Source organism: Pelobium manganitolerans, from assembly GCF_003609575.1.
GTDB classification, from domain to species: domain Bacteria; phylum Bacteroidota; class Bacteroidia; order Sphingobacteriales; family Sphingobacteriaceae; genus Pseudopedobacter; species Pseudopedobacter manganitolerans.
This window is the reverse complement of the sequence record NZ_MBTA01000001.1, coordinates 313202-331880: the sequence shown is the minus strand read 5'-3', so window position 1 is coordinate 331880 and position 18679 is coordinate 313202. Positions and strand designations below refer to the sequence as shown.

Here is an 18679-nt window from a genome sequence, read left to right as displayed (position 1 = left end):
ATCATGACGAAAGGAAAAATGACGAGCTACAGATGGACAATCTGTGCGCTTTTATTTTTTGCAACCACCATTAACTACATGGACAGGCAGGTGCTTTCCTTAACTTGGAAAGACTTTATAGCGCCTGAGTTTCACTGGACAAATGACGATTACGGTAACATTACCGCGTTATTCTCTCTTTTTTATGCCGTTTCTTTATTAGTAGCAGGCCGTTTTGTGGACTGGATGGACACCAAAAAGGGGTTCCTTTGGGCAATTGGTGTTTGGTCTGTAGGTGCTTGTTTACACGCTTTTTGCGGTATTGCCACCTCGGGTATCACCACCGGAAACTGGTTTGTAGGTTTTGAAGGCGCAAAAGAGGCTATCCGCCTGGTCAACGATACGGGATTGGTAATTTCTGTAAGTGTTACCTTATTTATATTTGCACGTTTTGTATTAGCAGTGGGCGAGGCTGGAAACTTTCCGGCCGCTATTAAAGCTACTGCAGAGTATTTCCCGAAAAAAGACCGTGCTTTTTCTACCAGTATCTTTAATGCCGGTGCTACAGTGGGCGCTTTGGCGGCTCCACTAACTATTCCGTTTATTGCAGATTGGTATGGATGGGAAATGTCTTTCATCATTATCGGTGCATTAGGTTTTGTATGGATGGGCTTTTGGGTATTTATGTATGACAAACCCGAAAAGCATCGCCGTGTTAACGAACATGAGCTGGAATACATTAACCAAGATGAAATTGCGGACAGTAAGTTAGAAGGTTACGTTGCTGAAACTAAAACTAAAGTTTCTTTGTGGAAGTGCTTCCAGTACAACCAAACTTGGGCTTTTGCTTTTGGTAAGTTTATGACGGACGGCGTATGGTGGTTTTTCTTATTTTGGACACCGGCTTATTTAAGCTCGGTTTACGGAATGGACTCTACACAAGCGGCTTTCCCTTTGTTTATCCTGTATGCCATTACCTTATTATCTATTGGTGGTGGCTGGTTGCCAACCTATTTTGTGGAGAAAAAAGGGATGCACCCGTATGCCGGAAGAATGAAAGCGATGTTGATTTTTGCCTTTTTCCCGTTGTTAGCTTTGGTAGCGCAACCCTTAGGACACGTATCTTACTGGTTGCCGGTAATCATCATCGGTATTGCAGGTGCAGCGCACCAGTCATGGTCCGCCAATATTTTTACTACCGTAGGCGATATGTTTCCTAAAAAAGCTATTGCGACCATTACCGGTATCGGTGGTTTAGCTGGTGGTATCGGCTCTACGTTAATTAATAAAGGCTCGGGTTTACTGTTCGATTTTTCGCAACGTAACTGGAGTACCGTTAACGGCCAAAATTTGCTGGAGAAATATCCGGAGCTGCAAAACGAAGCAAGCAGAGAGGCTTTCTTAAAAGCACAAAACAGCCCTAACTTGGACGCGTTCTTGAAGTCTTTAGCTGCCTCTGGGCAAGAAGTAGTAAACGGGATTAACAGCGGTTATATGATTATATTTTGCGTATGCGGGGTATGTTATTTAATTGGCTGGGCGGTAATGAAGGCTTTGGTGCCTAAATACAAACCGATTACAGATTTATAAGCAATAGCTCATATTAGATAGTAAAGCCGGGGATTTTTAATCCCCGGCTTTTTTTATAATTGCTTAAAATAAATCAGCTCGGTATCAAAATCAGAATAGTTATAACTGGTTACTTTTACCAGCATCTCAAAATAGGTAGGGAATGCTCCATAACGTTTAGTAATTTCCGAGCTTTTTACTTTCCAAACTTTGCTGTTATTGATAAAGCTGGTAAGTCCGCGCAGACCTGTGGCGTGGAAATCGCCCATGAGCGTTATTAAATTATTGTTAGGCCCGGCAGTTTTTACGATGAAAGCATAATCAACATAATTGCCTTTTACCACTTCGGGCACCTGCAACGTTTTCTTCCTCTCACCCTGGATATAAGAAATACTGCGCGGATGCGCGCTGATGCTAATGTGCGATTTAGACAAAAACTTATCCATCCACCCAAAAGAGTTGATGTTGGCTATAAAAATGACGTCGTTATTTTTGATATCATCAATATTGGATTCAGACAAGGTTTGCAACCTGACTTCTTTATCTGCTTTCGCAAAAAAACCTATTAAGTTTGGCAAAGGCCATAAATTATTTCGCGAAAAATAGGGGTAGTTTAGCTCAGATATATCATTTTTTGGTTCTTGCAGGTGAATTTGCTGAGCTTTTGCCAGCTCATCTTTAGAGTTTATCTCCAAATCCCTTACCATCCAGTCTTTACCGCCAGCTTGCTTTACATGGAAGAAAAAGGGGTTGCCCAAGGTGATAAAAACCGGGCTTTGTGCCTTTAGGTAATCGCCCCAAATCACATTATTATAATGCCTAGCTTTCTGTGAAGTAGAAAATAAATAAAGGTTTACCAAAACAGAACCTGCTGCAATAATTGCCAGCGCCCAAACTACCGGATTTCTTAAAGGCTTTTTTGCGCCTAACTTGCGTGGCTTTTCTTTTATCGCAATAAGGTAGCTGCCCCGTGGGATTTCTAAAATAAACTTGTCTTTTTTGCCTTCGTCGGCATAATATTTTTCTAGCTGCGTGCGTAGTTTATGCACGCTTACCCTCACAATGGTATCATCGCCGGGCACAAACTGCGCCCGGTTGAAAAAACCGATGGCAATATCGGCTTCCTTTAAATGTTTTTTTTGCAAAGAAGCATCAAACAAGAATTTCAGCAACCCTTTCTGTGCTTCTTTCTGTGCAAAGGTCTTACTCTCTAAAACCCTTTCCAAGAGTTTATCGTCCATTTTTAAGAGAAATATGATGGCTAGTTTCAGCGGGCAATATACTTCATCAACAGCTATTTTTAACAAGTTAATTAACCGTTATTCACTTTTTTGTTTCGGCTACAAACACCTTCTTGCCTACCATCGCAAACGTTTGCGAAAACCTTATAAACTAAATTTCGATAAAATGGAAAAACCAAAAGGAAAGTACCGTTGGAAGGTGCTTAGCTTGCTTTTTATGGCAACAGTAATTAATTACATGGACCGCAGCGTAATTGGGTTTTTAGGTCCTACTTTAAAAAATCATGTATTTCATTGGACAGATCTGGATTATGCCAATATCCAGATTGCTTTTAAAATTGGCTATGCCGTAGGATTGCTGTTAATGGGCGCTTTCATTGACAAATACGGAACAAAAATAGGCTACACGGTGGCTATTGTGATATGGACGCTGTTCGGGATGTCGCACGCCCTCGTTAACAAATCTGTTGGATGGATAGGCTTTGCTTTAGCCCGGTTAGGGTTGGGTTTTGGCGAAGCTGGCAATTTCCCGGCAGCTATAAAAACCGTGGCAGAATGGTTCCCCAAGAAAGAACGTGCTTACGCCACCGGACTGTTTAACGCGGGTTCAAATGTGGGAGCTATTTTGGCGCCTCTTTTCATTAGTTTGTTAGTGGCCGATGATGGTACCCGTTGGCAGTATGCTTTTTTAATGACCTCGGTATTAAGTGCGGTCTGGGTTGTACTTTGGTTTAAAACCTATCAGCATCCTGCAAAGCACCCCAAATTAAGTGAAAGCGAACTTAATTACATCACGGAAGAAGAACAGCTTGCGCAAGATGGTGAAGAAAAAACATCATGGGCAAAAGTAACAAAATGGAAAGCTACATGGATTTTTGCCTTTGCCAAAACCACCGATGCAATATGGCTTTTCTATTTATTTTGGGGAGGCTTCTTTCTAAACAAAAATTTCGGTTTAGAATTAACCGGCTTAGCCTTACCTATTATCGTAATTTATTTATTAGCCGATGTCGGGAGCATTTTAGGTGGTTGGTTTTCCTCTTTTTTAATTCAAAAAGGCGTAGCAACGCATCGCGCCAGAAAAACCGCTTTGATGCTAGCCGCAGTTTTGATATTACCCGTAGTTTGGGCACCGCAAACGCAAAACGCCTGGGTAGCGGTGTTGCTCATTGCTTTGGCCGCCGGCGGGCACCAGGCATGGTCGGCAAATTTATTCAGTTTAGTGCCAGATATTTTTCCAAAGAAATCCACAGCTTCTGTGGTGGGTATTGGAGGCATGGTAGGTTATCTCACCGCTGCAGTGAGTGATTATGCTTTAGGAAATTCGCTCACCCATAGCGGCGGTAGCGCTTATACCTATGCCTTTGCCATAGCTGGGTGTTGGTATTTTATTGTGTTTTTAGTGCTTCACTTTGGTTTGGGGAAAATGGAACGCATTTGACCTACAAAAAAGCCGTGCGAAAATTCATCGCACGGCTTTAATTAAATCAACCACAAATTTTATTGCATGGGCACTTCTATCAGCAACACCTTGGCTTTTTCGGTTGCGTTTAAGGTTACGGCGTTTACGTCTTCCAATCCCAGCGCATCGCGGCGGTTTAACTGCGTTTCGGCAATTTTTATAGCGCCCTCTATTACAAACACATACAAACCGTTTTGCTTTTGGTGCAAATTATAGTTTAACTCGATGTCTGGATCTATATCTGCCAAAGAAAACCAGGCTTGCTGATTTATTTTTACGGCCGCACCGGCTCCTTCTGGCGATACGATGGTTAATAACTCATTTGGCTTGAGCGCATCTGCAAATGATTTTTGTTGGTATCCCGGCGCTAAGTTTTCTTTATCAGGAAAAACCCAGATCTGTAAAAACTCTACTACTTCCTCTTTAGAAGCGTTAAATTCGGAATGTTGTATGCCAGAACCGGCCGACATGATTTGCACCTCGCCGGTTTTAATAATTTCTTCGCGCCCCGTACTGTCTTTATGTTTTAAACTTCCCGAAAGCGGAATGCTCACAATCTCCATATTGGCGTGACCATGCGTAGCAAAACCCATAGCGGGCTGTACCTGATCGTCATTTAATACCCTTAATAAACCAAAACCCATTTTTTGTGGATGATGATAATGCCCGAAACTAAAAGAGTGCTTACTGTTTAACCAACCAAAGCTGTTGCTTCCTCTTTCATTGGCTGGATGAATGATTTTTTTCATGACCTAAAAACTAGATGTTTAAACATACAAAAATTATTCCAAATATTATTATGTATTTTTGCACGTTATTTTGTTTTGTAAAATGAAGTTGAATGCGGTTGTTTTGGGTGCTAGCGGATTAGTGGGAGCGGAACTATTGGCTTTATTGCTGGATCATGTAGCATTTGCCGACATCTATATTTATGTACGCAAGAAACTGCCAATTAGCCATAATAAGTTGCATCAGATTGTCACAGATTTTAAAGATTTAAACACGTTAACATTGCCTCAAGGCGTTAATGTTATTTTTAGCTGTTTAGGCACCACAAATAAAAACAGGCCTGATAAAAAGCAGTATAGGTATGTTGAATACCATATCCCACTACATTTTGCCCACATTGCTAAGCAACAAAACGTGCAACAATTTCATGTGGTAAGTGCTATGGGCTCCAATAAACATTCGGGCAATTTTTACACTAAATTAAAGGGAGAAGTGGAAGAAGCGTTGGAAAGTGTGGGAATCTCAAACTTAAACATTTACCGCCCTTCTTTATTGGTTGGGAAACGTAATGAAAACCGGCCTTTGGAGAGATGGATGATTGCCGCGATGAAAGTCGTTAATCCGCTTTTGCGCGGTCCGCTAAAAAAATATCGGAGTATCAGCGCAAAACAAGTGGCATTAGCAATGCTGAACCAAGCTGTTAAACAAAAACAAGGCACCTATATTTTTAATTCTGAAGAGATAAAACAATTATCGTGAGTATAGTTTCTGCAGAGCAATTAGGCTACGCATTTAATGATTATTGGTTATTTAAAAACCTCACTTTTGGTTTACAGTCAGGGCAACGCGTTGCTTTAGTTGGGCCAAACGGCGCTGGCAAATCTACCCTATTAAAGCTATTGGCAGAAAAAATAAAGCCTTTAGAGGGGAAAGTTGTTAAAGCAAAAGACATTAGCTTCGGTTATTTGGAGCAAGATCCTCAATTTGCATCGAACCAAACCATCAGCGATTTTATCTTTAGCATAGATAACCAGCAACAACAGCTTATTAAAGCTTATGAATTACTCTTGAATAATCCGGAGCCAGATTTAGAGCAAATAAATCTTTTGACGCAGAAGCTAAGCGATTTGGAGGCTTGGGAGTATGAGCATAAAATTAAGACTATACTAAGCCAGCTTGGCATTACCAATTTAGATCAGCAGATTTCCACATTATCTGGCGGACAAAAAAAACGTTTGAGTTTAGCTAAATTATTGATAGATGAGCCGGATGTTTACGTACTGGATGAGCCAACCAACCATTTAGATATAGATACTATTGAATGGTTGGAGAATTTTTTGACTACGGGCGCAAAAACTATTTTAATGGTAACGCACGACCGTTATTTTTTAGATAATGTTTGTAATCAAATTATAGAGTTAGAGGCTGGAGAAATAAGTCAATACAAAGGTAAATACGCATATTATCTTGAGAAGAAAGCCGAAAAAACTTTGGCCGACGAGGCTAGTCTCGCAAAAAATAAAAATCTATTAAAAAAGGAGTTAGAGTGGATGCGGAGGATGCCGCAAGCGCGCGGAACTAAATCTAAAGCCCGGATTGATGCTTTTTATGATTTAGAAGAAAAAACAAAGGGTAAGGGCAAACAAGAAAGCATACAATTAGATGTAAAAGTAAGCCGCCAAGGCAAACAAATACTTGAGCTGGACCACATTAAAAAATCGTTTAATAAGACGCCTATCGTCACTGATTTTAGCTATGTATTTAAAAAAGGCGACCGTATTGGTTTAATGGGCAAAAATGGTAGCGGTAAATCCACGTTGCTAAACATAATTACCGGATTACTTGCGCCCAATGCAGGCAAGGTAACAAAGGGCGAAACTACCGTATTCGGCTACTATAACCAAAGCGGGCTATCGTTTAAAGAAGATGAACGCGTTATTGATGTGGTAAAAAACATTGCAGAATACATTACTTTGTCCGACGGCTCTACGGTTTCGGCATCGCAACTGTTAACGCATTTCTTGTTTGCGCCCAAAAAACAGCATGGTTTTGTTAGTTTACTAAGTGGCGGAGAGAAAAAACGTTTACACTTAATGAAGGTGTTGATGAAAAGTCCAAACTTTTTGATTTTGGATGAGCCGACAAATGATTTGGACATTGACACGTTAAACGTTTTGGAAGAATTTTTGGAAAGTTACAGCGGCGTGCTAATTATTGTTTCACATGATAGGTATTTGGTAGATAAGCTTTCAGAACAACTATTTATTACCGAGGGCAACGGAAACGTGCGGATTTACAACGGCAATTACAGCTCTTATAGATTTGAAATAGAACAAGAGCGACAGGAGGCAAAAAAGGCCGATTTTAAAACACCCGCTCCTCCTAAGCCCGTTTCTACCACAAAATTAAGCTACAAAGAAAAACTTGAACTAGAAAACGCAGAAATTGAAATAGCTACACTAGAAGCGGAAATAAACAGTTTAACCGAAAAACTGAGCCATATGAGCGACCATTTAGAGATAATGGAGCTTGCAAAACAAATAGAAGAAAAAAATTTAACACTCGACCAAAAAAGCAATCGCTGGTTAGAGCTAAGTGAAAAAGAAAATTAACAGGTTTCACGTGAAACATTAACCTTTTGTTCCACGTGAAACATCACAAAATATATGTTTCAAAAATACGACATAATTGTAGTAGGCGCGGGGCACGCGGGCTGCGAAGCGGCAAGCGCGGCGGCAAACTTAGGCTCGAGCGTTCTGCTTATCACCATGAACATGGGTACCATAGCCCAAATGAGTTGCAACCCAGCTATGGGCGGTGTAGCAAAAGGACAAATCGTGCGCGAAATTGACGCGATGGGAGGCAAATCTGGAATTATATCGGATCAAACCATGATACAGTTCCGGATGCTGAACAGATCGAAAGGGCCAGCAATGTGGTCGCCCCGCGCTCAGATAGACCGGATGCGTTTCGCTGAAGAATGGCGATTGACCTTAGAACGAAACCCAAATATTGATCTTTGGCAAGACATGGTAGTTGGCATTTTGGTTAAAAACGGAAAGGTTTGTGGCGTTAAAACATCTTTAGGTATCGAAATAGCATCTGACGCAGTAGTGCTTACCAACGGAACGTTTCTAAATGGTGTTATCCATATAGGAGAGAAAAAAATGGGCGGTGGGCGAACTGCGGAACGCGCCGCTACCGGTATAACCGAGCAACTGGTAGAACTTGGATTTACAGCTGGCCGAATGAAAACCGGTACGCCACCGAGGGTAGATGGACGTTCTTTGGATTATTCAAAAATGGAAGAGCAGTGGGGAGACGAAAAAGCGGGCAAGTTTTCTTTTACAGACACTGTTACACCATTGCAACAAAGGTGCTGTTGGATAACCTATACAAATGGCGAAGTACATGAAACATTGAGAGAAGGTTTCGAAAAATCTCCAATGTTTACCGGTAGAATTAAAGGTTTGGGTCCACGGTATTGCCCCTCTATAGAAGATAAAATTAACCGCTTTGCTGAACGTGAAAGACATCAAATCTTTGTAGAGCCAGAAGGATGGAACACTGTGGAAATTTATGTAAACGGATTTTCGACATCCCTGCCAGAAGACGTACAGTACCGAGCACTCACTAAAATTCCCGGCTTTGAAAAGGCGAAGATGTTCCGCCCCGGATATGCTATAGAATATGACTTTTTTCCGCCAACCCAACTAGATTTAAGTTTAGAAACTAAGCTCGTACAAAATCTGTTTTTTGCCGGGCAAATAAACGGCACTACCGGATACGAAGAAGCGGCCGCGCAGGGATTTGTAGCTGGTATAAACGCGCATCAAAAAATAAAGGAAAAACAAGCGTTAATTTTAAAGCGGTCCGAATCGTACATCGGTGTTTTAATTGATGATTTGGTAACCAAAGGCACCGACGAGCCCTACCGTATGTTTACTTCTAGGGCAGAACACCGCTTGCTTTTAAGGCAAGACAATGCCGACGAGCGGTTAACGCCTATCGCATTTGAATTAGGTTTGGTAGACAATATGCGGATGAAAAAGGTAGAAGAAAAACTGGCGAACGCACAAGCCATCATAAAATACGCTAAAACAAATTCGGTAGATAAAAATAAGGCAAACCCTATTTTGGCTAATTTAGGCACCACTGAAGTAAACCAAAGTACTAAACTGGCAAATTTATTGGGCCGACCTCAAATAAGCATCTCCAATCTTAAAGAAATGTCTGCAGATTTTTCCGATTATCTTTCTGCTTTTGACAAAGAAACTATTGAGCAGGCAGAGATAAAAATTAAATACGATAGCTATTTTGAAAAAGAGCTGGAGATTGTAGATAAGATGAGAAAAATGGAAGACAAAGAAATCAATCCTGATTTTGACTATAACCAACTTCAATCACTTTCAAAAGAAGCCCGAGAAAAACTTATCCGTATAAAACCGAGAACACTGGGACAAGCTTCGCGAATTTCTGGCGTAAGTCCATCAGACATTTCAGTTTTAATGGTTTATATCAATAAATAACTGATTATCAATAATTTACATAAAATTGATTTAAGCTAATATTTTTAAATTTTAATGATGTTAATCCGGAAAAGCCTAAATACTCTTAAATCGCTTAAAAATAGCCTTATTTCAAAAACCGAAAAAAACAGCGCTTTTTTACTCGTACTTGTAGGCGTTTTAACCCTGGCGGCCTGTGCAAGCTTACAAACACCGCAGGGCGGCCCGCGAGATCAGGTTCCACCAAAAGTTTTGAATGAAAATCCAAAAAACTTAAGCCGAAACTTTAAAGGGAATAAAATAGAAATAACCTTTGACGAATATTTTAAGTTGAGCAATGAGTATAGCGAAGTAAGCATTTCGCCAGCGCAAGAAATTCCGCCTCAGTTAAAAATTAAACAGAAAACCCTGGTCATCAATTTTAAAGATTCTTTAGAAGCCAACACCACTTACACCATTAACTTTGGCAAGGCGATACAAGACGTAAACGAATCTAATATTTTAAAAAACTACAGCTTTGTTTTTGCCACCGGGGATCAGCTTGACTCTTTACAAATACGAGGTAAGGTCATCAACTCAAATGATAATAAAGAAGAAAAAGAAGTTACTGTATTTATTATTCCTGTTAGCAGAGATTCTATTTTCGGAAAAAAGAAACCGTCTATATACACCACAACAGATAGTGCAGGAAATTTCGCGCTAAAAAACCTTAAAGAAAATGATTACAGAATTTACGCCTTAAAAGAGAAAGGCGCCGATAGGATATATAACTCGCCAGATGAAGAAATAGCTTTTCTGCGAGATTCTATATACCTTAACAAAGACACCAATGGGATTGTTTTAAAGCTATTTAAAGAAGTGCCATCGCGTTTTAGGACCTTAGACCGTAAAATAGAAAATGACGGCAAAATATTCTTGAATTTCAACCGCCCCATCGATAATCCTTCTATCAATTTTATCGGCTCAAATGATATCAAAGACCCTATCATAGACTTTACATCAAAAGGCGACAGTGTATCTATTTGGCTAAGAGAAATGACTTTTGATTCGCTAAAAGTGCAAATCAATGAAAATAAAATGCCGTTAGATACGGTTGTGCTGCGCCGTAGCCAAAAAGACGAGTATAAAAGAACCATTTTATTTAATACTAACCTGTCTGCCGGAAAAATAGCTCCCCAACGACCTTTGACCATTACTTTCAACTATCCCATCGCTAATATTAATGACAGCAAAGTGGCGCTTTACGTGGATTCTACACGATTAGAAGGCTTAAAATTTAGAAAATTAGTTCCGTCCGAACGCAAATATGAACTTAGCTACCCGTGGCGTACTAAGAAAAAGTACAATTTGGTTTTTGAGGACGATGCAATAACCGATATATACGGAACCACAAATAAAGAGCTGAAACTAAGCTTTGAATTAGATGAAATAGAAAACTACGGCAATTTAGACCTAAAAATATCAAAAGCTGATAGCGCAAAAAATTACGTGATACAGCTTATCAATGAAAAAGGTGATATCTATCGGGAAAATAGGATTACAGAAAATACTACCCTTCATTACCAATATATACCCACCAACAAATACCGCGTAAAAGTGATAGAAGATGCCAACAACAATGGGGTATTTGATACCGGAAATATAAGCACTAAAACACAACCCGAGAAGGTGTACATTTTTGATAAAGAGATAGTAACACGCGCCAATTGGGACAGAGAAGAGAGTTTGACCATTCCCGCGGAGTTTTAAATTGGATTAATTTTTGAACACAAAACATTATGGCATATCAACTGAAAATAATAATTGGCAGCACGCGCCAAGGGCGCAAAGGCACAGCCGTAGCTGATTGGTTTAGCACAATTGCCCAGGAACACAGCGATTTTGAAGTTGAAGTCTTGGATCTTAAGCAAATCGATTTACCGCTGTTTGATGAGGAAGAACACCCACGGCTTAAAAAATACAAGCATGAACATACAAAAAATTGGAGCAAAAGCATAGACGCCGCAGATGCCTACGTTATTGTAACGCCAGAATATAACTTCAGCTACCCAGCAACCATTAAAAATGCTTTAGATTACCTGTCTTTAGAATGGGCAGAAAAACCCTTGGCGTTTGTGAGCTACGGCGGATTATCTGGAGGGATGCGTGCTGTGCAAGAGCTAAAACCTGTAATTACCACTTTAGGGATGATGCCCATTCCGCAAGCGGTAAACATCCCAATGTTCACCACCATGCTTAATGAACAAGGCATTTTTACCGGCAATGAACGTTTAGAACAAAGCGCAAATGCCATGTTAAATGCCCTACTGCGATGGACGAAAGCTTTAAAACAAATGCGCGAAAATCCTTAAAAGTCAAATATGAAACGGTTTATTTTAGCTGTATTATTACTTTTAAGCGCCACCGTAACAGTTAAGGCACAAGAAAAAGAACAACACCTACTAACCAGTAAAGTATTTTCTGATAGCTTAAAAACACAAACCAATGCTGTTTTAATAGACGTAAGAACGCCAGAAGAATACAAGGAAAATCATATTTTTAAAGCGATAAACCTTAACGTAAAAGATACTGCGTTTGTTAAACAAGCTAGCGCTTTAGACAAAAGCAAGAGCTATTACCTCTATTGCCGTAGCGGTAAAAGAAGCGCCCTAGCGGCAGATGAATTGCGAAAATTGGGATTTGTGCACATTTACGAATTAGATGGTGGTATTACGCAGTGGATAGCCGATGCTTTGCCTATACAAAGCACAGTCAAAGACTAGACTTTGATTCTACTCAAACCAACCGGCATACATCACATAATTGTGGGGCAATTGCTCCAACATAGCTCTTTGTTCGGCTGTTAAGGGTTTAATTTTTTTTGCAGGTACGCCGGCATATAGATATCCGGACTCGCATACTGTGTTCTCTAAAATTATAGCACCCGCTGCTATAATGCAGTATTCTTCCACCACAGCCTTATCCATTACTATAGCGCCCATACCCACCAAAACTTTGTCTTTTAAAGTACAACCGTGCACCAAAGCATTATGACCTATGGATACGTAGCTACCAATCTGCGTTGATGCCCTTTGATACGTTGCATGGACTACGGCTCCATCCTGAACATTGGTATAATCACCAATGGTAATGCTATTTACATCGCCCCTAATCACCGCGTTAAACCAAACAGAGCAATGCTGGCCCATACTAACGTCGCCAACAATTGTGGCATTATCGGCTATAAAACAGTGTTCGCCCCATTGTGGCAATTTATCTTTTACTGGTAATATTAAAGGCATTATAAAACGGTATCTTTTAATTGCGACTGATGTTTTGGATAATCTGTGGTGTAATGCAATCCCCTACTCTCTTTACGCTCTGTGGCAGATTTTATTACGATATAAGCTACTTGGATAAGGTTTCGTAGCTCACACAATTTTACAGAAAGCTTTGTTTTTTTATAAAAATCCTCAGTTTCCTCGTATAACAAACGTAACCTACGCATGGCACGTTCCAATCTAAAATCAGACCTAACAATCCCCACATAGTCGCTCATCATCTTCTGCATTTCCCTAACATTATGGGTCACTAAAATATCTTCGTTAGAAAGTTGCGTATCCTTATCATTCCAATCTGGTATGCCTTCTGGAATAGTCATACCGGCCAATTTGCTGCTGGATGAAATATAGCTTCTGTGCGCAAAAACTAAAGCTTCCAATAAAGAATTAGAGGCTAAACGATTAGCGCCGTGTAAACCTGTAGAAGTTACCTCGCCACAAGCATACAAACCTTCTAAAGAAGACTGTCCGTGCTCGTCAACCATCACACCCCCGCACATATAATGGCAGGCAGGCGTTACCGGAATCATGTCTTTAGTCATATCCAAGCCGATAGACAAGCACTTAGCGTAAATGTTTGGAAAATGGTTTAAAATATCTTCTTTTTTGCGATGTCTAATATCGAGATAAACAAAATCATGTCCAGATTTTTTCATCTCATTATCAATAGCACGTGCAACAATATCGCGCGGTGCTAAAGAACCCCGCTCATCATACTCGTACATAAATTCTTCTCCATTGGCCCTCTTTAACACGCCGCCAAAACCGCGCACCGCTTCGGAAATTAAAAATGAAGGATACTCGCCCGGGTTATATAATGCCGTAGGATGAAACTGGATAAACTCCATATTTCTTACTTTCGCTTTCGCGCGATAAGCCATAGCAACGCCATCGCCCGTAGCGATAGTAGGGTTGGTTGTAGAGCTGTAAATATGCCCCGCACCGCCTGCAGCTAAAAGCGTAATTTTTGATAAAAACTTTTCTACTTTACCCGTTTTTGTATCAAAAGCGTAAGCACCAAAACAGCGTATATCCGACGAATGCCGTGTTACATGTTGGCCAAGGTGATGTTGAGTAATCAAATCCACCACAAAATAGTGGGTCAAAATCTCAATGTTAGGATTCTGGTGAATTTCGTGCAAAAGCGCCCTTTCAATTTCAAAACCGGTTACATCTTTATAATGCAATACCCTGTTTTCAGAGTGGCCGCCTTCCCTTCCTAAGTCATAAAACCCTCCGGAGTCTTTATCAAACTGGGTTCCGTATTTTATAATCTCGTTTATCCTATCGGGTCCTTCTTTCACCACAATTTCCACAATATCCTTATGGCATAAGCCGTCACCTGCAATTAAGGTATCGCTAATGTGTTTTTCAAAAGAATCCCCAACTTTATCCACAACCACGGCTACCCCACCCTGCGCATACTTCGTGTTAGATTCATCTTCATTAGCTTTGGTAACTATCAAAACCTTACCATGTTGGGCAGCCTTTAGGGCAAAACTTAAACCAGCTATACCAGAACCGATAACTAGGTAATCCACATTTTTCATCTGACTGAATATTTAAGCGTAATATTGAAACCAAGGTATAGGTTATTGGCATTTAAAAGGTATTTTAAAAGCGAAAAACGTTTGGGTTTCATCTAAAATAAAAGAAATAAAAAAGCTTTAAGAGCGCTTGTTGTTAATAAACTGTATAAAGGTGTTAATTTTGTGTAAACAAATAATGAAAAGTTTTAATAAATGTCTAATATCATCACTTACCAACATTTTAAAACAGAACTTTGCGTTTTTACTCTACACAGAATTAAAAGTAACTAACGGTTTTAGTTTTATTAAATTCAACGGTAAAAAAAATGTATGTTTTATTTGCATCACTAATATAAGTTAGTAATCAATCTGTTACATTAATCAGACTGTTAATAATTTGTTAATATCTTTTAAACAAGCATAAATCAAAATAAAAACGAGCTGATTTATACACTAAACTAACACACTAATAAATAATAGTTTTCTTTTTATAAAAAAGATTAATTGTTATTACAGTGCGGAAAAAGCTAATTTTTGATTTTATACATTTGCACCATTAGAAAATGAACATCGCAGAAGAAATAAATTTGAAAGGCTTTGTAGAAGAGCCCATAGATCCTACGCTAGATTTGTACGCAGAGATAGATAGGTTAAAAAAAGAGAAAAACGCAGTTATCTTGGCCCATTACTATCAAGAGGGCGATATCCAAGATATTGCAGATTATATTGGCGATAGCTTAGGATTATCGCAACAGGCGGCTAAAACAGATGCTAGCGTAATTGTGTTTGCAGGTGTGCATTTTATGGCCGAAACTGCTAAGATTTTATCGCCAGATAAAAAAGTGCTTTTGCCGGATGCTAAAGCCGGCTGTTCTTTGTCAGACAGCTGTCCGCCGCATCTTTTTAAAAAATTTAAAGAAAAATATCCGGACCACTTGGTAATTACTTACGTAAACTGTACCGCAGAGCTGAAGGCTTTAAGCGATATCGTTTGTACATCAAGCAATGCAGTGCAAATTGTGAACAGTTTACCTGCCGACCAGAAGATCATTTTTGGTCCGGATAAAAACCTTGGCGCTTATGTGATGAAAAAGACCGGCCGTGACATGGTGTTGTGGAACGGTGCCTGCATGGTTCATGAGATATTTGCGCGCGAAAAAATAACCAAACTGCAGCAAAGACATCCGGAAGCTAAGTTTTTAGCGCATCCAGAATGCGAGCAAAGCATTTTAGAAATGGCAGATTACATAGGTTCTACCACCGGCTTGCTCAATTATACCATCAATAGCCCGGCAAAAGAGTTTATAGTTGCTACAGAATCTGGCATTATCCACCAAATGGAAAAAGCCAATCCTGATAAAACTTTTATACCTGCACCGCCAAACAATACCTGTGCTTGTAATGATTGCCCGCACATGAAGCGTAACACTTTAGAAAAGCTTTATCTGTGCTTAAAAAACGAACAACCTGAAATTGATGTACCTATGGAAATTATTGAAAGGGCACGTTTACCAATTGAGCGTATGCTAGATATTTCGGCTAAATTAGGATTGTAGAAAATAAAAAAATGGCGGTTTTGCTGAACCGGTATTTTAACTTTATAGGAAACTGGTTTTTAAACTACAAAATTTAAAATTGCGTATAGCGCTATTGCAGAAACGGTTATCCATAACAGTAAACCTTGCAACAAAGGTTTAAAACCAACAGATTTTAACACCGCTCTGGATAAACCGGTACCTATTAAAAACAAGGTTAATGTTAAGGCTATTTTAGCTATGGCAACTACAAATGGTGCTATTGAGGCTACCGTTGGGATGTAAGTGCTTGCTATCATAGCTAAAACAAATAAACCTATAAAGTAAGGAATTTTGATTTTTTTTGACTGACTATTAAAGGCAAAAGCGCTTGCTACCGCGATGGGGATAATCCACAAGGCACGCATCAGTTTTACCGTTGTAGCTACCTGCAAAGCCTCCGGACCGTATTTATTTGCCGCACCTACCACAGAGCTGGTATCATGTATGGCAATAGCGCACCATAAACCAAATTGGTTTTGTGATAAGCTGAAATACTTACCTATAATAGGGAAAACAAACAATGCTACGGCATTTAAAACAAATATAATTCCTAATGCTATAGAGGTTTGTTTTTCTTTAGACTGAACTACCGGCGCTAAGGCAGCAATGGCACTTCCGCCGCAGATGGCAGTACCAGAAGAAATTAAAAAAGATGTTTTACGTTCGGTTTTAAAAAGCTTTCCTAAAAATAAACCTAACAATATAGTCGAAAAAATAGACGCTACCGTGTAAACAAATCCGGTTTTTCCGCTTTGGATAGCTAAAGATAAATCCATCCCAAAACCTAAACCTACCACGGCAAATTGCAGTAAGTAGCTAACCGCGGCATGGCTATATGTAGCAAAAGGATTGTCGAAAAATTGGGCAATTAATATTCCTCCTAATAAAGCAACCGGCGGACTTACCCATGGTGTTAAACAGAGCAATCCGCAAATGATAAAAATTATTTTCTCTTTATTAAGATTATGAGTGAGCTGATGTATATGTTCCATTATTATTTGTATTTATTGTGATAAACAACAATACAAATTTGGAGGTATTTTAGATGATGTTTAAATTGTAAATATTAATAGTCTATTACTTTAAGTTATACTTAGAGGCAAATTCGATGAACAATCCGGGCAGGTTGCCCACGTCGCCCTGGCTTTGGATAAAGTATAAAGGGCGTTCTAAACTTAAGTTTTCCACATCAATAATGCGCAGTTTGTTGTTTTTGAGCTCGTTTACCACGGCATGTACCGATATAAAAGCTAAACAATGGCTATTTTGCAAATAAGCTTTCATGCTTTCGATACTACCTAAGGTCATTTCAACGTTTAGGTTGTTTAATTTAAGCTGATGTTCTTTTAAAGCATGTGCAATTACTTCTAAAGAGCCAGAGCCGGGCTCGCGCAACAATAAAGGATATTCGCTAAGCTCAGTTAAGCTGATGATTTGTTTGATGTTTGGATTTGCGGTGTTTGCTAACAGCACCAGTTCATCATTTAAAAAAAAGGTATAGTTGATTTGCGGATTTTTAGAGCGTCCTTCTATCAAACCCAAATCAATTTCTTTGTTCAACAAAGCTTGTTCTATATGCTCGGTATTGCCGCTGATGAGCTGAATTCTTACATCAGTAAATTTTTGATGAAACTTGGCTAAAATTTCGGGCAGCACATATTGAGAGATGGTAGAGCTGGCACCTATTTTTAAAATGCCCTTGTGTTGGTGAGTTAAGGCATTCATATCAAATTCTAAGGCTTTATCTAACTCTCTCAGTTTTTCGGTATGTGCCAACAAAACTTTTCCGGCCTCTGTTAAGGATATTTTACTGCCGTTGCGGTCAAACAGTTTAAGTTTGTAGTGGTTTTCGAGCTCGTGGATGTGTTTGGTTACCGCCGGTTGTGTGATAAACAGTTCGGCAGCAGCTTTTGTAAAGTTTAGTCGCTTAGCAGTAGTATAAAAAACCTCTAATCGGAAATTGAGCATCATCTAAATTAGTAAATAAACGGGCTTGGCAGAAAATTTGGGGCAAACAACAAAAAATTAAATTTATGCAAAACATTAAAAACAAAGTTGCTTTAATAACCGGCGCAACTAAAGGAATTGGTTACGGCATTGCGGAAGCTTTAATAAAACAGGGCGTTAAAGTGGCCATTACAAGCAGAACGCAAGAGAGCGCAGACGAAGCTGCTAAAAAACTGGGAAACGGAACGCTAGGCTTAGCAGCAGATGTAAAAGACTTTGCATCGCAACAACAAGCGGTAAATGAGGTAATAAAAGAGTTTGGAGGCTTAGATATTTTAGTAGCCAATGCGGGAGTTGGGCATTTTGCACCTATAGAAGAAATAACTTTAGAGCAATGGCACGAAACGATAGAAACCAACTTAACAGGTGTTTTTTACAGTATTAAAGCATCTGTTGATGCCATAAAAAAAGCACAGGGATATATCATTACCATATCTAGCTTAGCAGGCACTAACTTTTTTGAAAATGGTTCGGCTTATAATGCCAGCAAATTTGGGTTAACAGGTTTTACACAAGCGGTAATGTTAGATTTAAGAAAACATGGCGTTAAAGTAAGTACCATTATGCCAGGTTCTGTAGCTACACATTTTAATCATCACCAACCTAATCAAGAAAAAGACGCCTGGAAAATACAACCAGAAGATTTAGGACAGTTGGTAAGCGATTTGTTGATGATGCACCCGCGCACTTTGCCTAGCAAAATAGAAATTAGACCGACGAAGACGAGTTAGGTAGTTGTTAGTTTGTAAGGTGTTAGA

Annotated in this window: 16 protein-coding genes; 10 read left to right on the top strand and 6 right to left on the bottom strand. The window is 39.5% G+C overall.

Translation table 11 applies throughout. The features are described 5' to 3' along the window. Window positions 1–3: 3 nt before the first annotated feature. The gene (locus BCY91_RS01470) at window positions 4–1569 is read left to right on the top strand and encodes an MFS transporter (protein ID WP_120180231.1); all 1566 of its coding nucleotides are present in this window, start codon (window positions 4–6) and stop codon (window positions 1567–1569) included. Between the two features lie 53 nt (window positions 1570–1622). Here the strand turns inward: BCY91_RS01470 and BCY91_RS01465 are convergent, their stop codons facing one another. Further along, the gene (locus BCY91_RS01465; RefSeq protein WP_182995275.1) at window positions 1623–2789 is read right to left on the bottom strand and encodes a hypothetical protein; all 1167 of its coding nucleotides are present in this window, start codon (window positions 2787–2789) and stop codon (window positions 1623–1625) included. A gap of 166 nt (window positions 2790–2955) precedes the next feature. Between BCY91_RS01465 and BCY91_RS01460 the strand changes: the two genes are divergently transcribed. Beyond that, window positions 2956–4230, top strand: a complete 1275-nt coding sequence (locus BCY91_RS01460) for an MFS transporter (protein WP_182995274.1) — start codon at window positions 2956–2958, stop codon at window positions 4228–4230. 59 nt (window positions 4231–4289) lie between these two features. Here the strand turns inward: BCY91_RS01460 and BCY91_RS01455 are convergent, their stop codons facing one another. Beyond that, entirely contained in the window at window positions 4290–5000 is a 711-nt protein-coding gene (locus BCY91_RS01455) for a pirin family protein (protein WP_120180228.1), read from the bottom strand. Between the two features lie 82 nt (window positions 5001–5082). On the opposite strand from BCY91_RS01455, the gene BCY91_RS01450 reads away from it, so the two are divergent. From BCY91_RS01450 to BCY91_RS01425, 6 genes are read left to right on the top strand one after another with little or no spacing between them, the layout of a single operon-like run. Beyond that, window positions 5083–5739, top strand: a complete 657-nt coding sequence (locus BCY91_RS01450; RefSeq protein ID WP_120180227.1) for an NAD(P)H-binding protein — start codon at window positions 5083–5085, stop codon at window positions 5737–5739. Next, window positions 5736–7592: an ABC-F family ATP-binding cassette domain-containing protein gene (locus BCY91_RS01445; RefSeq protein WP_120180226.1), complete on the top strand. Its 1857-nt coding sequence runs from the start codon at window positions 5736–5738 to the stop codon at window positions 7590–7592. Before BCY91_RS01450 ends, BCY91_RS01445 begins: the two co-directional genes overlap by 4 nt. A gap of 54 nt (window positions 7593–7646) precedes the next feature. Continuing rightward, window positions 7647–9509 (top strand): tRNA uridine-5-carboxymethylaminomethyl(34) synthesis enzyme MnmG, encoded by a 1863-nt coding sequence (mnmG, locus tag BCY91_RS01440; RefSeq protein ID WP_120180225.1) that lies wholly within the window; start codon window positions 7647–7649, stop codon window positions 9507–9509. A 54-nt stretch (window positions 9510–9563) separates the two neighbouring features. Further along, window positions 9564–11237, top strand: a complete 1674-nt coding sequence (locus BCY91_RS01435; protein WP_245988971.1) for an Ig-like domain-containing protein — start codon at window positions 9564–9566, stop codon at window positions 11235–11237. A 29-nt stretch (window positions 11238–11266) separates the two neighbouring features. Next, window positions 11267–11839, top strand: coding sequence for an NADPH-dependent FMN reductase (locus BCY91_RS01430; RefSeq protein ID WP_120180223.1), 573 nt, complete (start codon window positions 11267–11269; stop codon window positions 11837–11839). A gap of 9 nt (window positions 11840–11848) precedes the next feature. Next, on the top strand, window positions 11849–12250 hold the full coding sequence (locus BCY91_RS01425; protein WP_120180222.1) for a rhodanese-like domain-containing protein: 402 nt from the start codon (window positions 11849–11851) through the stop codon (window positions 12248–12250). A gap of 9 nt (window positions 12251–12259) precedes the next feature. On the opposite strand, the gene BCY91_RS01420 is transcribed toward BCY91_RS01425, so the two are convergent. Continuing rightward, window positions 12260–12769: a gamma carbonic anhydrase family protein gene (locus BCY91_RS01420; protein ID WP_120180221.1), complete on the bottom strand. Its 510-nt coding sequence runs from the start codon at window positions 12767–12769 to the stop codon at window positions 12260–12262. Beyond that, on the bottom strand, window positions 12769–14358 hold the full coding sequence (gene nadB / locus BCY91_RS01415; protein WP_120180220.1) for an L-aspartate oxidase: 1590 nt from the start codon (window positions 14356–14358) through the stop codon (window positions 12769–12771). The genes BCY91_RS01420 and nadB overlap by 1 nt, the downstream gene beginning before the upstream one ends. A gap of 542 nt (window positions 14359–14900) precedes the next feature. On the opposite strand from nadB, the gene nadA reads away from it, so the two are divergent. Continuing rightward, window positions 14901–15893 carry a quinolinate synthase NadA gene (nadA, locus tag BCY91_RS01410; RefSeq protein WP_120180219.1) on the top strand — a complete coding sequence of 331 codons (993 nt, stop codon included), beginning with the start codon at window positions 14901–14903 and terminating at the stop codon, window positions 15891–15893. A gap of 59 nt (window positions 15894–15952) precedes the next feature. Here nadA and BCY91_RS01405 read toward each other — a convergent pair whose 3' ends face one another. Continuing rightward, window positions 15953–16906 (bottom strand): YeiH family protein, encoded by a 954-nt coding sequence (locus tag BCY91_RS01405; RefSeq protein WP_120180218.1) that lies wholly within the window; start codon window positions 16904–16906, stop codon window positions 15953–15955. An 85-nt stretch (window positions 16907–16991) separates the two neighbouring features. After that, window positions 16992–17885, bottom strand: a complete 894-nt coding sequence (locus BCY91_RS01400) for a LysR family transcriptional regulator (RefSeq protein WP_245988970.1) — start codon at window positions 17883–17885, stop codon at window positions 16992–16994. Window positions 17886–17947: 62 nt separating this feature from the next. Here BCY91_RS01400 and BCY91_RS01395 point away from each other — a divergent pair, with 62 nt between their 5' ends. Continuing rightward, a complete protein-coding gene (locus BCY91_RS01395; RefSeq protein WP_120180217.1) occupies window positions 17948–18652 on the top strand; it encodes an SDR family oxidoreductase in 705 nt (234 codons plus the stop codon). Window positions 18653–18679 lie beyond the last annotated feature (27 nt).

What these genes read in the sequence shown, in the direction of transcription:
- BCY91_RS01470 (WP_120180231.1), top strand. Translation starts at nt 4, where the DNA reads ATGACGAAAGGAAAAATGACGAGCTACAGATGGACAATCTGTGCGCTT.
- BCY91_RS01465 (WP_182995275.1), bottom strand. Translation starts at nt 2,789, where the DNA reads ATGGACGATAAACTCTTGGAAAGGGTTTTAGAGAGTAAGACCTTTGCA.
- BCY91_RS01460 (WP_182995274.1), top strand. Translation starts at nt 2,956, where the DNA reads ATGGAAAAACCAAAAGGAAAGTACCGTTGGAAGGTGCTTAGCTTGCTT.
- BCY91_RS01455 (WP_120180228.1), bottom strand. Translation starts at nt 5,000, where the DNA reads ATGAAAAAAATCATTCATCCAGCCAATGAAAGAGGAAGCAACAGCTTT.
- BCY91_RS01450 (WP_120180227.1), top strand. Translation starts at nt 5,083, where the DNA reads ATGAAGTTGAATGCGGTTGTTTTGGGTGCTAGCGGATTAGTGGGAGCG.
- mnmG (WP_120180225.1), top strand. Translation starts at nt 7,647, where the DNA reads ATGTTTCAAAAATACGACATAATTGTAGTAGGCGCGGGGCACGCGGGC.
- BCY91_RS01435 (WP_245988971.1), top strand. Translation starts at nt 9,564, where the DNA reads ATGATGTTAATCCGGAAAAGCCTAAATACTCTTAAATCGCTTAAAAAT.
- BCY91_RS01430 (WP_120180223.1), top strand. Translation starts at nt 11,267, where the DNA reads ATGGCATATCAACTGAAAATAATAATTGGCAGCACGCGCCAAGGGCGC.
- BCY91_RS01425 (WP_120180222.1), top strand. Translation starts at nt 11,849, where the DNA reads ATGAAACGGTTTATTTTAGCTGTATTATTACTTTTAAGCGCCACCGTA.
- BCY91_RS01420 (WP_120180221.1), bottom strand. Translation starts at nt 12,769, where the DNA reads ATGCCTTTAATATTACCAGTAAAAGATAAATTGCCACAATGGGGCGAA.
- nadB (WP_120180220.1), bottom strand. Translation starts at nt 14,358, where the DNA reads ATGAAAAATGTGGATTACCTAGTTATCGGTTCTGGTATAGCTGGTTTA.
- nadA (WP_120180219.1), top strand. Translation starts at nt 14,901, where the DNA reads ATGAACATCGCAGAAGAAATAAATTTGAAAGGCTTTGTAGAAGAGCCC.
- BCY91_RS01405 (WP_120180218.1), bottom strand. Translation starts at nt 16,906, where the DNA reads ATGGAACATATACATCAGCTCACTCATAATCTTAATAAAGAGAAAATA.
- BCY91_RS01400 (WP_245988970.1), bottom strand. Translation starts at nt 17,885, where the DNA reads ATGATGCTCAATTTCCGATTAGAGGTTTTTTATACTACTGCTAAGCGA.
- BCY91_RS01395 (WP_120180217.1), top strand. Translation starts at nt 17,948, where the DNA reads ATGCAAAACATTAAAAACAAAGTTGCTTTAATAACCGGCGCAACTAAA.